General features: G+C 57.5%; 10 protein-coding genes and 1 pseudogene. 6 read left to right on the forward strand and 5 right to left on the reverse strand.

Translation table 11 applies throughout. The annotated features are described in order from the left end of the window. The 4 genes and pseudogenes from AKU79_RS10930 to AKU79_RS10940 all read left to right on the forward strand — a co-directional run. Positions 1-477 (forward strand): ATP-binding protein (locus AKU79_RS10930; RefSeq protein ID WP_050523169.1); only part of this gene is annotated, 477 nt, incomplete at its 5' end. A 97-nt stretch (positions 478-574) separates the two neighbouring features. Continuing rightward, positions 575-895: pseudogene (locus AKU79_RS20015) on the forward strand (sulfatase-like hydrolase/transferase); the annotation flags it as partial. A 206-nt stretch (positions 896-1,101) separates the two neighbouring features. Further along, the gene (locus AKU79_RS19500) at positions 1,102-2,013 is read left to right on the forward strand and encodes a sulfatase family protein (RefSeq protein WP_231580153.1); all 912 of its coding nucleotides are present in this window, start codon (positions 1,102-1,104) and stop codon (positions 2,011-2,013) included. A gap of 173 nt (positions 2,014-2,186) precedes the next feature. Then, the gene (locus AKU79_RS10940) at positions 2,187-3,992 is read left to right on the forward strand and encodes a SulP family inorganic anion transporter (RefSeq protein ID WP_050523640.1); all 1,806 of its coding nucleotides are present in this window, start codon (positions 2,187-2,189) and stop codon (positions 3,990-3,992) included. A 603-nt stretch (positions 3,993-4,595) separates the two neighbouring features. Here AKU79_RS10940 and AKU79_RS10945 read toward each other — a convergent pair. Continuing rightward, complete coding sequence (locus AKU79_RS10945) at positions 4,596-5,945, reverse strand: SEL1-like repeat protein (RefSeq protein ID WP_082224010.1); 1,350 nt, start codon at positions 5,943-5,945, stop codon at positions 4,596-4,598. A gap of 383 nt (positions 5,946-6,328) precedes the next feature. Between AKU79_RS10945 and AKU79_RS10950 the strand changes: the two genes are divergently transcribed. Beyond that, on the forward strand, positions 6,329-7,018 hold the full coding sequence (locus AKU79_RS10950) for a UTRA domain-containing protein (RefSeq protein ID WP_050523642.1): 690 nt from the start codon (positions 6,329-6,331) through the stop codon (positions 7,016-7,018). 33 nt (positions 7,019-7,051) lie between these two features. Here the strand turns inward: AKU79_RS10950 and hutU are convergent, their stop codons facing one another. Genes hutU through hutI form a run of 3 tightly spaced genes read right to left on the reverse strand, consistent with a single transcriptional unit; the run spans position 7,052 to position 11,482 of the window. Then, complete coding sequence (hutU, locus tag AKU79_RS10955; protein ID WP_050523643.1) at positions 7,052-8,719, reverse strand: urocanate hydratase; 1,668 nt, start codon at positions 8,717-8,719, stop codon at positions 7,052-7,054. Positions 8,720-8,735: 16 nt separating this feature from the next. Next, on the reverse strand, positions 8,736-10,274 hold the full coding sequence (gene hutH, locus AKU79_RS10960) for a histidine ammonia-lyase (RefSeq protein ID WP_050523644.1): 1,539 nt from the start codon (positions 10,272-10,274) through the stop codon (positions 8,736-8,738). Beyond that, positions 10,271-11,482 (reverse strand): imidazolonepropionase, encoded by a 1,212-nt coding sequence (hutI, locus tag AKU79_RS10965; RefSeq protein ID WP_050523885.1) that lies wholly within the window; start codon positions 11,480-11,482, stop codon positions 10,271-10,273. Before hutI ends, hutH begins: the two co-directional genes overlap by 4 nt. An 83-nt stretch (positions 11,483-11,565) precedes the next feature. Here hutI and AKU79_RS10970 point away from each other — a divergent pair, with 83 nt between their 5' ends. Further along, a complete protein-coding gene (locus AKU79_RS10970; RefSeq protein ID WP_197087296.1) occupies positions 11,566-12,924 on the forward strand; it encodes a formimidoylglutamate deiminase in 1,359 nt (452 codons plus the stop codon). A 150-nt stretch (positions 12,925-13,074) separates the two neighbouring features. Here AKU79_RS10970 and AKU79_RS10975 read toward each other — a convergent pair whose 3' ends face one another. After that, complete coding sequence (locus AKU79_RS10975) at positions 13,075-14,007, reverse strand: LysR substrate-binding domain-containing protein (RefSeq protein WP_050523646.1); 933 nt, start codon at positions 14,005-14,007, stop codon at positions 13,075-13,077. Positions 14,008-14,041: the final 34 nt, after the last annotated feature.

Genomic DNA, 14,041 nt, shown 5'->3' on the forward strand with positions numbered 1-14,041 from the left:
GTGCTGATCGGAGGTCCGGGAACAGGGAAATCGCATGTTGCAACCGCCCTTGGCATTCAGGCCATCGAGCATCACCGTAAGCGCGTCCGCTTCTTCTCGACGGTTGAACTGGTCAACGCACTGGAGCAGGAAAAGGCCCAAGGCAAGGCCGGGAAGATCGCTGAGGCGCTGGTCAAAACCGACTTGGTGATCCTGGATGAGCTGGGATATCTGCCGTTCAGCGCCTCCGGCGGCGCGTTGCTCTTCCATCTTCTGAGCAAGCTGTATGAACGCACCAGCGTCATCATCACCACCAACCTGAGCTTCAGTGAATGGGCCAGCGTCTTTGGCGATGCCAAAATGACCACAGCACTGCTCGATCGTCTCACACATCGCTGCCACATCCTCGAGACCGGCAATGACAGCTACCGCTTCAAGGCCAGCTCCGAAACAGCGAAGAAAAAGCGAAAGGAGGCAACAGCATTGACGCCATCATAACCAGCAGATCATAACGGCTGGGTGGGTCAGATCTCGATGAAAATGCCGGGTCAGTTCTCAATGACAATCAACAACGTGCCGTTAAAGGAAAAATATAATGACCAATCAACCCAATATCGTCTTCATCCTGACCGATCAGCAGCGATACGACACAATAGCGGCACTTGGTTTTCCGCATGTTGATACGCCAAATCTGGACCGTCTGGTAAATGAGGGAACCAGTTTTGACCGGATGTACGTCACATCTCCGTCTTGCAGCCCCTCGCGCGCCTCGCTGTTCACGGGAACATATCCCCACACCAACGGAGTGTTCCGCAATGACGAGCGGTGGAACTACAGCTGGGTCAGCGATCTGAACCGCGCGGGGTATCGTTGCGTCAATGTTGGCAAAATGCATACTTGGCCCGTTGAAGGCGCGTTCGGCTTTCACGAACGCCATGTGACAGAAAACAAAGATCGCGCGCATCCCAACCTGCCGTTTTATCTGGATAATGGGATAAGGCGATCTGGACACGCGGCTTTGAAAAGCCCAGCCGCCAGACCTACCGGCATCGCGCGGATTATGCAGATTGCCTCGGGGCTTTCGCATGGGAACTGCCCGAAGATTTGCATCCCGATGTGTTCGTGCCGCAAACGGCCTGCATGTGGTTGGACCGCTATTCCGGCAAAGAGCCGTTCTTTTTGCAGATCGGGATTCCGGGGCCGCACCCGCCTTATGACCCGACGCAACGCTTTTTGGACAAATATGAGGGCCGCGAAATGCCTGCGCCGATCCTTGACTACGATCTGGACAGCCAGCCCGCGCCCTTCAGGGCCTTGCGTCGCAACCACCTTGAAGATGATCATGATGCTGTCGTGCATCTCAAAGACCCGACCGCCGAGCAGTTGCAGCGCCAGCGGCAGCATTACTTTGCCAATGTCACCATGATCGACGAACAGGTCGGGCGGGTGATCGAGGCGCTGAAGCGGCGCGGGGTGCTTGATAACACTATCATTATCTTTTCTTCCGATCACGGCGATTGCCTGAACGATCACGGCCATTCGCAAAAATGGAACATGTACGAACAAAGCGTCCATGTTCCCGCCATCGTCTGGGGGGCGGGTATTCCTGTCGGTCGGCGCGTCACCGACCATGTTTCGCTGATGGACTTGGGGCCGACAATTCTGGAGTTCTGTGGCGTGGAGCCGCCCGAATGGATGGAGGCGCAATCGCTGCGGCCCTACTTTGGCGACAGCAAGCCCCCACGCCGCAACTGCGTTTTTGCTGAACATGCCCGCGATGCCATTCTGACAGAAACGGCCTTTGTTTCCATGGTCATGCTGGATGATTGGAAGATGGTTCATTTTGTCGACACCGACGAGGGCCAGCTTTTCGACTTGGCGAGCGATCCGGGGGAACGGCGGAACCGATGGGATGATGCGGATTGCGCGGCCAAAAAGGCCGAGCTGATGGGGCTCTTGTTGAACTGGCGCATCCGCAGCGACCTGCGCACGCAAAAGTTCCGCAGCGTCCTTGCAAGCGCAACGCCGGTTTAAGCCCGTTTTGCCCTGCCGAAAACGGGGCAGGGCAAAGCATCAAACCTAAGGCGGTACATTTTTCGTGATTGGTTGGCGGGGTCTTCCGACCTCGCGGCCATCAGCGTTTTGCGCAGTCTTGCGCCCGTTTCAGATGGGTGCGCCATGAAGCAATTTCTGTCGGAAGTCAGACAATGCCAAACAAATTCCACTTGATTGAGAGCTTTACCCCACGGCGGCCATGGTTCGCACTGGTCAACCGCCAGACCCTGCGCGACGATACAATCGCCGGGTTAACCAATGCGGCTATTGTCTTGCCGCAGGGTGTAGCTTTTGCCGTGATCGCCGGATTGCCGCCAGAATATGGTCTGTATACTGCAATGATCACACCGGTTATCGCAGCCCTATGGGGCATGTCGATGATCATGGTATCGGGGCCGACGACAGCTATTTCGGCGGTGATGTTCGCGGCACTTTCCGAGCTGGCACCACCCGGCACGCCACTCTACATTCAGTTCGCGCTGACCCTGACAATCATCGCCGGATTGTTTCAGTTGCTGGCCGGAATATTCCGGCTGGGCGGCATGATTTCGTTCATCTCGCATTCGGTGATGGTCGGGTTTACAGCGGCGGCCGCCTTGTTGATTGGTGCGTCGCAACTGGGCGGGGCGATCGGCGTCAAGGTGGAAAGTGGTGGCGGCGTGATCGAGCGCGTTGCCCGTGTGTCCGAGCATATTGGCGACTTCCAGCCGCTCGCGCTGGTTCTTGCCCTGTCTTCACTTGCCACCATCGTGATTGCGCAAAGGCTAAGCCGCAAAATCCCTGCCTATCTATTGGCGCTGCTTGTCGGGGTTGGAATGGGGGCGCTTACCGGTGCCAGCAGCGCCGGCATCGAGATGTTCGACAAGCTGCCCTCATTGTTGCCAAGTTTTTCACCGCCCACGGTGGCACTTGCGGACTTGCCCGCGCTGCTGCCGGGCGCAGTTTCGGTCGGCTTTGTCGGCCTGCTAGAGGCGATCAGCATCGGGCGAGCCTTTGCCATGCGTCGCCGCGAGCGATACAACGCCAATCAGGAAATCATCGGCCAAGGCCTGTCGAATGTGGCCGCCGGTTTCTTTCAGGCCTATGGCGGCTCCGGTTCCTTTACCCGATCGGCGATGAACGCGGAAGCCGGTGCCAGGACGCCCTTATCCGCGATATTCGCGGCGGGCTGGCTGATTTTGCTGCTGTTCATCGTTGCCCCCTTTGTCGACCATATTCCGAAACCTGCAATGGCTGGGATCATTGTCTATGTTGCGTGGCGGTTGATAAATTTCGCTGAAATCCGCCACATCGTCCGCAGTAGCCAAAGCGAAACCCTGATCCTGACATTGACTTTTCTTGCGGGCATTACCACCGAGCTGGAGAATGCAATCTTTGTCGGTGTCATCGCTTCGCTGGCCGTGTTTTTGTACCGCAGCTCTCATCCGCATATCGCCGTGCTGGCCCCGATTTCCCGCCACGGGCGGCGGTTGCTGCGCGGTGTCTTGTTTCACGATCTGGAACCTTGCCCGCAAGTGAATATCCTGCGGTTGGACGGGCCGCTTTTCTTTGGCTCGGTCGATCATGTCGAAAGCGAGTTTCGCCGGTTTGAAGCGCAGTTTCCCGAGCAGAGGTTCAAAATTCTGGTTCTGAAAGGGCTGGGTAAGATTGATCTTGCGGGTGTTGACCTTCTCGTTGACGAAATTACCAAAGCCCGAAAGGCGGGCGGCGATTATCACCTCGTCGTGCCGTTCAAGGAAACGGTCGATGCGCTAGAGCGGATGAAGCTGTTTGAAACCTTGCCAAAATCCAACCTTCACCCCAACAAGAGCGAAGCTATACAAGCCGTAACGCGCCAGCTTGAAGATGGCATTTGCCGGACCTGCACAATCCGCGCCTTTGTCGAATGCGCCGCCAAGCCCGCCCCGGCAGGCATTGCAGCCCAAAAAGATGCACCTATCCGTGAGGGAGAGTGGTGAGGTTGGGCGCTACCTTTACAGCCGATCAAGTCTTAAACCGAACCGTGCTGCCGCTCGGACCAAGTGGCACGACCTTTCCGCAGCCTGAGAAATTGAAGTAGCTGGAGAGCTAGGGTCAGGACCCATCGATTTTGGCTTTGCAGCGTAATTCACGGTTCGAAAACTGGGCGCGCCGCCATGACCTATTGAAATTATTGGGTAATTTCAGCGGTTTTCTATTTTTCCACATAAAATGCCTTAAATGGCAAGCAGTTAATATGTTGATTTTAATTCATTTTGTTGCCTGGAATGGCTTTCGGTGTTCTTTTCCGAGGTGGCGGCGCAGGGGGGCAGTTCTCTTGGTCAAAGCCTTGCGATGCTACTGAGCGCATTCTGGCGTGACTGCTCCTACAGGTTTTTGCTATGGGGGCATCTAATGTCTTGGGCCGATGCGCCAAGACCGTACCACCCCTTTGGTTTGCACCCGGAAAAGCCGGGTTCAAGGGGAGGGCCGCGCTGATGTATGGCTGCAAAGCCTTGGGTCGCATAGCTTTCGCAGGCTGTTCTTATTAGCCAATAGAAAATGCGCAGAACGCCACCTCGAATTGTGCAGCTTTGACTGCTCTAATCGCAATCTTTGTAGTTGGACGCCATGCAGACGCGGGCGCGGCGTTGGGCCTCTACGATTGAGTCAGCTGTCATCATTTTGGCTGCGATGTCGCGATTTCCCGTGCCATTCTCATCGCCATTGGCGGCTGCAATATTGAACCACATATGTGCGGTTTGGTTATCCTGAAGGACACCTTGGCCCAATGCATACATGATCCCAAGATTGCCCTGTGCAATCGCATCGCCCTGATCAGCCGCCAATCGATACCATTTTACCGCCTCGGCATAATCTTGTTCAACGCTGTTGCCGTTGCTGTACATGAGCCCGAGGTTGAATTGGGCACGCGCATTGCCCTGATCAGCAGCCAAGCGATACCATTTCACCGCCTCGGCATAATCTTGCGGAACGCCTTTGCCGTTCTTGTACATGAGCCCGAGGTTCAACTGGGCACCCGCATCGCCCTGATCAGCAGCCAAGCGATACCATTTTACCGCCTCGACATAATCTTGCGGTACGCCGTTGCCGTTGCTGTACATGAGCCCAAGGTTGAATTGAGCCCCTGCATCGCCCTGATCCGCCGCCAACAGATACCGTTTTACCGCTTCGGCATAGTCTTGCGGTACGCCGTTGCCGCTCTTGTACATAAGCCCGAGGTTCAACTGGGCCCCTGCATCACCCTGATCAGCGGCCATCCGATACCATTTTGCCGCCTCGGCGTTATCTTGCACGACGCCGTTGCCATTGCTGTACATAAGCCCGAGGTTGAATTGAGCACCCGCATCGCCCTGATCAGCGGCCAAACGATACCATTTAACCGCCTCGGCATAATCTTGTTCTACGCCGTTGCCGTTTCTGTACAAAAGCCCGAGGTTGAATTGGGCACCTGCATCGCCCTGATCGGCAGCCAAGCGATACCATTTTGCCGCCTCGGCATAATCTTGTTCTACGCCGTTACCGTTGCTGTACAAAAGCCCGAGGTTCAACTGAGCCCCCGCATTGCCCTGATCAGCAGCCAAGCGATACCATTTTGCTGCCTCGGTAAAATCTTGCGCTACGTCGTTGCCGTTGCTGTACATGAGCCCGAGGTTGAATTGAGCCCCCGCATCGCCCTGATCAGCGGCCAAGCGATACCATTTTGCCGCCTCGGCGTAATCTTGCGGTACGCCGTTGCCGTTGCTGTACATGAGCCCAAGGTTGAATTGGGCACGCGCATAGCCCTGATCAGCAAGAGGCGTCCATTCACGAAGCGCCGTGGCATAGTCGCCCGACTTTGCAGCGGCCAATCCCTTATCAAAGTCCTGCGCCGCAGCTATTGCTGGGATGAGCAAAAACACAAAAACTGCACTGCGAATTGATCTAATCATCAAAGGCTCCGTTTTTATTTGACCGCAGCAAGGTCGCCGCCTTGCCTTGCTTTGACAGGTTGCAACAAAAGCAATTCAGCATCAACTAGTTGTCAACAAGCGGTGCCAACTCAGCGAAAAGTTGAGTACGCGCCAGCTTTGGCCGGTTTCACCAGAGCCATCAGACAGTGCCTGTTTCGCGCTGTCGCCCTTTGTCTTAGTTGATTGCGTTATGTCTAGATTTATAAGAGAAAGAGGTGAGCTTTAGATCTGGTTCTACAGAGTTTGGCTTGGCAAATGCATAGGTTTGCTGGCCGGATGTTAATTGGAAGCTGTGCTTGGTTTATGGGTGTAAATACCCTATTCGCCCATGAAATCGACGTAAAGTAAAAGCAGTATACGTTATGAAAGCCACCTATAAAGAAGTCAAATCCGACATTCTTGCCAAGATTGTCAAAGGCGATTGGGGGCCGGGACATTTGGTTCCGAATGAGGTGGACCTTGCACTAGCTTACGGCTGTGCGCGGGCTACGGTGAACCGTGCGATGCGTGAATTGGCGGATGATGGGATTATCGAGCGTCGGCGCAAGGCGGGAACGCGCGTTCGCATGACACCGGTGCGTCAGGCGCGGTTTGATATTCCCATTGTGCGCGACGAGGTTGAAGAAAAGGGGGCCGATTACCGGTATTCGCTGGTCAGCCGAGAGGTTGATCTTGCGCCCGACTGGTTGCGTGCCCGCCTGCAACTGCCCGCTGGCGGTAAGGCGCTGCATTTGATCTGCATGCATTATGCGGATGGTGTGCCTTATGAGCATGAAGATCGCTGGATCAATTTATCGGCGCTGCCCACGGCCGAGGCTGCGGATTTTGGGATGCAAGGGCCGACGGAATGGTTGCTTGCAACGATCCCCTTTTCCAAGGTGGAAATCAATTTATCGGCAGGCTTGGCCGATCAGAAGCTTGCCGATTACCTTGCCTGTTCTGTGGGCGATCCGGTGTTTCTGGCCGAACGCTCGACGTGGTGGGAAGGGGATGCGGTGACCCATGTGCGCCTGTCGTACCGTCCAGGCTACCGCCTGACGACGCGCTATTGAACAGGGGGGCTGCGGCGCCCCCCTTTGGTTTTGTTACAAGATACCCGGCAGGTTCAGGCCGTTTTCGCGGGCGCAATCCAATGCGTCCTCATATCCTGCATCGGCGTGGCGCATCACACCTGTGGCCGGGTCATTCCACAGCACCCGCGCGATACGGCGGTCGGCATCCTTTGAGCCGTCACAACAGATCACCATGCCAGAATGCTGCGAAAAGCCCATGCCAACGCCGCCGCCGTGGTGCAATGATACCCAAGTTGCACCCGACGCGGTGTTGAGCAAAGCATTCAGCAGCGGCCAATCGGACACAGCATCAGAGCCGTCTTTCATCGCCTCGGTCTCGCGGTTGGGCGAGGCAACCGAGCCGGAATCGAGGTGGTCGCGGCCAATCACAATCGGCGCCTTTAGCTCGCCATTGCGGACCATTTCATTGAAGGCAAGGCCCAGTTTGTGGCGCACACCCAAGCCTACCCAGCAAATCCGTGCGGGCAGGCCTTGGAACGCAATCCGTTCGCGAGCCATATCCAGCCAGTTGTGCAGATGCTTATCCTCGGACAGGATTTCTTTTACCTTGGCATCAGTTTTATAGATGTCCTCGGGGTCGCCTGACAGCGCGGCCCAGCGGAACGGGCCGATGCCGCGGCAGAACAGCGGGCGGATATAGGCTGGAACAAAGCCGGGGAAATCAAATGCGTCCTTTAGCCCTTCGTCAAGCGCGACCTGACGAATGTTGTTGCCGTAATCAAAGGTCGGAACGCCCATTTTCTGGAAATCAAGCATTGCTTGCACATGCACTTTCATCGATGCACGTGCGGCTTTCTCAACCGCTTTGGGGTCACTTTCGCGCTTTTCTTTCCACTGTGCCATGGTCCAGCCTTGCGGCAAATAGCCATTGATCGGATCATGGGCCGAGGTCTGGTCGGTTACCATGTCAGGGCGGATACCGCGGGCTGCAATCTCGGCAAAGATGTCGGCCGCATTGCCCAAAAGGCCTACGGATTTCGCCTCGCCCGCCGCTGTCCAGCGCGCAATCATTTCCAGCGCTTCGTCCAATGTGTCGGCGCGTTCATCGACATAGCGGGTGCGCAAGCGGAAATCGATGCTGTCCGGGTTACACTCTACCGCCAAACAGCATGCGCCCGCCATCACCGCCGCAAGCGGTTGCGCGCCGCCCATACCGCCAAGACCGCCGGTCAAAACCCATTTTCCGGTCAAATCACCGCCGTAATGTTGGCGGCCCGCCTCGACAAAGGTTTCATATGTACCCTGCACGATGCCTTGTGACCCGATGTAGATCCACGAGCCGGCCGTCATCTGGCCATACATCGCAAGGCCTTTTTTATCGAGCTCGTTAAAGTGATCCCAAGTTGCCCAATGCGGCACGAGGTTAGAGTTGGCGATTAGCACGCGCGGCGCGTCTTTGTGGGTTTGGAACACGCCGACCGGCTTGCCCGATTGCACAAGCAGGGTTTGATCTTCCTCAAGATCACGCAGGGCGCTTACGATCAGATCAAAATCTTTCCATGTCCGCGCGGCGCGCCCGATGCCGCCATAAACCACCAGCTCATGCGGGTTTTCGGCGACATCGGGGTGCAGGTTGTTCATCAGCATCCGCAGCGGCGCCTCGGTCAGCCAGCTTTTGGCCGAAAGCGTGGTGCCGGTTGCGGGAAAGATGTCACGGGTGTTTTTGCGCGGATCGCTCATGATATGCCTTTCGGGGTTAGACTGAGAGGGGGGGCATCGGCGTGCCGGCGGCGATGACAATATCACCTGCTGCAATCATCACAGCCGCCGCTTCCAGATCGGGCGCGAGATAGCGATCTTGGCCCATGGTCGCCACCTCTTGGCGTACACGCGTTACCACGCGTTGCAAGGCGGCGCTTGTGCGCAATGGCGCGCGGAAATCGATGCCCTGCGCGGCACAAAGCAATTCGACACCCAAAATCCGGTTCAGGTTGTCGATCATTTGCCCCAGACGGCGCGCGCCATGGGCGGCCATGCTGACGTGATCTTCCTGATTGGCGGATGTCGGCGTGCTGTCGGTGACGCAAGGGTTGGCGAGGTGTTTGTTCTCGCTCATCAAAGCGGCGGTGGTGACTTCGGCAATCATATAGCCGCTGTTCAGGCCCGGATTGGGCGTCAGGAACGGCGGCAGGTTGAAGCTGAGCACCGGATCGACAATCAGGGCCACGCGGCGCTGTGCGATGGCGCCGATTTCGGCAATCGCCAGCGCGATCATATCGGCAGCAAAGCCGACGGGTTCGGCGTGGAAATTGCCGCCCGAGACAATCATGTCGGCCTCAATCAGCACCAGCGGGTTGTCGGTTGCGGCATTCGCCTCAATCTCTAACGTCCGTGCGGCCATGCGCAAAACATCCATCGCGGCACCCGTCACCTGCGGCTGGCAACGGATGCAATAGGGGTCTTGGACCCGCGCATCATCGATCATGTGGCTGTCGCGGATTTCAGACCCGTCCAGCAACGCCCGCATGGTGGCTCCGGCCTCTATCTGGCCTGCATGGCCGCGTAATGCGTGGATTTCGGGCTGCAAAGGTGCGGTTGACCCCATGATCGCATCGGTTGAAAGCGCCGACGTGACCAGTGCCGCATGCGCCGCGCGCCAGGCGCCGAACAATCCGGCAAGGGCGAAAGCGGTGGAAAACTGCGTGCCGTTGATCAGCGCGAGGCCCTCTTTCGGGCCTAGTTCGATCGCTGTCAGGCCCGCGGCCGATAGCGCCTTGGCGCCCGGCATTGCCTTGCCGCCAAATTCTGCTTCGCCATGGCCCATCATTACGGCGGCCATATGTGCCAGCGGGGCAAGGTCGCCCGAGGCACCGACAGAGCCTTGCGCGGGGATCATGGGGGTGACGCCTTTGGCGAGCATTTCCTCGATCAGCGTCACAATCTCTAGCCGCACGCCGGATGCGCCGCGCCCGAGGCTGAGCAATTTCAACGCCATGAGCAAACGTGCGTGACGGCGCGGGATAGCGGGGCCAACGCCGCAGCAATGGGACAAGATTAGATTGCGTTGCAAAGTTGCGGTGTCTTTGCTTGCGATCTTGACCGAGGCGAGTTTGCCAAAGCCGGTGTTGACGCCGTAAACGGCCTCGGTTCCTGCCACGGCCTTGGCGATGCGTGCATGGGCAAGCGCTATCGCAGGGTGGCAGGCTGGATCAAGCCGCACCGCGTCTTGGTTCCAGTAGATGCTTTGCAGATCGGCCAAAGTCACTGCGCCAGGCGTAAGGGTAACTGTGGTCACGCGGAGCCTCCGAAAATGCGGGAATGAAGGGGGTTGAAGCCGATGCGATAGGCAAGCTCGGCGGGGTGCTGGACGTCCCAGACCGCTAGATCCGCGCGCAGACCAGCTGTGATCGTGCCGCGATCGGTCAAACCAAGGGCGCGGGCGGTGTTTTGGGTGGCACCGCGTAGGGCTTCCTCGGGTGTCATGCGGAATAGGGTGCAACCCATGTTCAGCGTCAATAGCAGGGAATTAAGCGGCGACGTGCCCGGGTTGATATCGGTGGCCAGCGCCATCGGCACGCCGTGCTTGCGCAAAAGCGCGATGGGTGGCGCTTGGGTTTCGCGCAGAGTGTAGAAGGCACCGGGCAGGATGACGGCGATGGTGCCGGCCGCTGCCATGGCCGCTACGCCGTCTTCATCCAGATATTCGATATGATCGGCCGATAGGGCACCGTATTGCGCGGCCAGCTTTGCCCCGCCAAGATTCGAGAGTTGCTCGGCATGGAGTTTCACCGGCAAGCCCAATTCGCGTGCCACATCGAAGACACGGGCGATTTGGTTCGGTTGAAATGCGATGCCCTCGCAAAACCCGTCTACCGCATCGACCAGACCCTTTGCATGGGCCGCACGCAGGGCGGGGATGCACACCTGATCGATATAGAGGTCACTGCGGCCCGAATAGTCTGGAGGTGTTGCATGGGCGCCAAGGAACGTGGTTCGCACCGTAATCGCGCGCTGTGACGCAATCGCACGGGCGACGCGCAGCATCCGCAATTCGGTTTCCACATCGAGGCCGTAGCCGGATTTGATTTCTATGCAGGTCACGCCTTCGGCTATCAGCGCATCTACGCGGGGCAGGGCGGCGGTCAGTAAGTCAGCCTCGCTCGCGGCGCGGGTGGCCGTGACCGTAGAGATAATGCCGCCGCCTGCGCGGGCAATTTCTTCATAGCTGGCCCCGTTCAACCGCATTTCAAATTCCACCGCGCGGTCGCCGCCATGGACAATGTGGCCGTGACAATCGATCAAGCCGGGGGTGACAAGACGGCCACCAAGGTGCCGGCGCGGCGCGTCACCGTATTTATGGGGAAGATCGCGGGCAGGGCCGACCCAATCGATAACCCCGCCAACCACGGCAATCGCGGCATCTTTGATAAGCCCGTAAGGCGCATCCGATTCGCCCATCGTCGCCGCGTTCAAATCAACGAAGACATCGCTTTTCTTGGTCATTTCGGTCACCAATGGTCAATTTTTCACTTTTCTAGTATGCGGTAGTGTGCTTTATGTCTATACATAAAATAAGGGCCGTCAAAATGATTTTTGCCAAACAAGCCAAACTTTCCACTGGATGGGCGCCCAATGTGCGCGTAACGCATGCGAATGGCCGGATCACGGCGATTGCGGTGGGCCAATCACCCGACTCCGCCGACACATGTGTCGACACCTTGCTGCCAGCGTTGGGGAACCTGCACAGCCATAGCTTTCAGCGCGCGATGGCGGGGATGACCGAATATCGCAAGGCGGGTAAAGACAGCTTTTGGACCTGGCGCGATCTGATGTATCGGTTCACCGCGAACCTGACGCCCGAACATATAGAGGCGATTGCGGCCTTTGTGTTTCTGGAGATGCAAGAGGCGGGCTATGCCAGTGTCGGAGAGTTCCACTATTTGCACCATCAGGCGGGCGGTGCGCCTTATGAAGATCTGGGCGAATTGTCGGGCCGTATTGCGGCCGCTGCGGCCAGCACGGGGATAGGGCTGACCCATCTGCCGGTGCTTTATAGCTATGGCGGGGCGGGGCGGGTGCCGCTTGAGGCGGGCCAAGCGCGGTTTGGCAATTCGGTGGACCGGTTTAATGCCTTGGTGGCGCGGGCGCGCGAAGCGGTTGCACAGCTGCCTGCCGATTGTCACGTTGGACTCGCGCCGCATTCCTTGCGGGCCACGTCGCCCGAGGATCTGGCAGCGGTGCTGGCTGCACATGGTACGGGGCCGGTTCATATACATATCGCCGAACAGCCCAAAGAGGTTGCCGATATTCACGCATGGTTGGGCGCGCGGCCGGTGGAATGGTTGCTGGCCAATGCAGGTGTGACGCCGGATTGGTGCCTGATCCATGCCACCCATATGACGGCAGAAGAAACCATCACTATGGCCAAATCTGGCGTGGTGGCGGGGCTTTGCCCGGTGACCGAGGCGAATTTGGGCGATGGGCCCTTTAACGGGCCAAGCTATCTGGCGGCGGGTGGTGCGTTCGGGGTGGGGTCGGATTCAAACGTGTTAATCTCGCTGACCGAGGAGCTGCGCATTTTGGAATACTCGCAACGTCTGCGCGATGTTGCGCGCAATGTGATGGTGGTTGGCGAAGGATCGGTAGGCGAAACCCTGTATATGGGGGCGGCAAAAGGCGGCGCACAGGCCTTGGGACGTGGTGCTGGCGAAATTGCCGTGGGTGCCTTGGCAGATGTGGTTGCGATTGATAGCAACGCGCCGTCGCTTTGCGCGTTGCATCAAGATCAGATTTTGGACGGGTTGGTGTTTGCGTCAAAAGATACTGTCGTGACTGATGTTTGGTCGGCCGGTCGCCATATGGTACAGTCGGGCCGGCACATCAAACGCGATGAGATCACCCGCGGCTATAAAGCTGCGTTGCAAAGTTTGATGGCGGCGATGTGAGCCGCATACTCTAGCCGGAGTTCTAAAACGGCATCGCCTTTGGAAAGCTGTCAGGTGGTGTTCCACACCTGAAAAACGGATACCGTTATTGCCGTGGGGCGCAGGCCGGCCTAACCATGAGCACGCGCATCACTAAGTGATTTCGGCAGGCTAACGCGGCACATGTGTGCCAGGCAGCCCTTTGTTTTGCAGGTGGTCTGCGACATGCGCAAAGAATGCCTGCACAATGCCGGAACGATGCGTTGTTTGCTTTGTCGCCAAGCCCAGAATGACAGGCCGAACCGCCCCTGTCAGTGGCACAATCGCCAGTTTCTCGCCATCCGGTGCTATATCCGAGCGTGTGCGCATGTTCACCAGCCCAAAGCCAAAGCCATTGGCAACAAGACTGCGCGCCATAAAGATATCAGAGGTGCGTTCGGCAATATTCGGGCGAAAGCCGGCGTTGTGAAACATAGACAGGAAATAGTCGCGGCTAAGCGGTAGGTCGAGCAGGACCATCGGCTCGTCTTGCAAATCTGCCAAGGTCAAAGAGGCCTGTTTTGCTTTTGGGTGGTCCTTGGCCAGCATGACATATGGCGGCAAGGAGATCAGGTTTTCAAATGCGACATCTTTCGGGATTTCAATGTCATAAGTGATTGCTACGTCAATTTCGGCTTGCCCGAGCATCCGCAGCAGATCGACCTGACTGCCTTCTTTCAACGTCACCAGAACTTCGGGGTGGCGCTGCTCAAAGCTGCGGCGAAGTTGTGCGCTGATGATGGGCGCAACGGTCGAAAGCGCGCCAATCGCAATTGGTCCGCGGGCCGTTTCGACAATATCGCTGGCAAGGTCATTCAAACCGTTGGCGCTGAACAGAATGTGCTTGGCCTCATTGAACACTCTGCGTCCGCCGGGGGTAAGCGTCAGCCCTTGCGCATGGTGGCGCACGAACAGCTGCATCCCCAAATCGGTTTCAAGCTGGCTGATCGCAGAAGAGATCGATGGCGATGACACGTTGACGCGCTGGGCGGCCAAAGCAATGGTTCCGGCTTCGCCCACGGCGACCAGATATTCCAACTGTCTGAATGAAAAGCGTAAAGGCATGTCGAAATATGACGTGGCGCGCGGTTCGGGGCAA

This window comes from Pseudorhodobacter wandonensis (assembly GCF_001202035.1).
GTDB lineage: Bacteria > Pseudomonadota > Alphaproteobacteria > Rhodobacterales > Rhodobacteraceae > Pseudorhodobacter > Pseudorhodobacter wandonensis.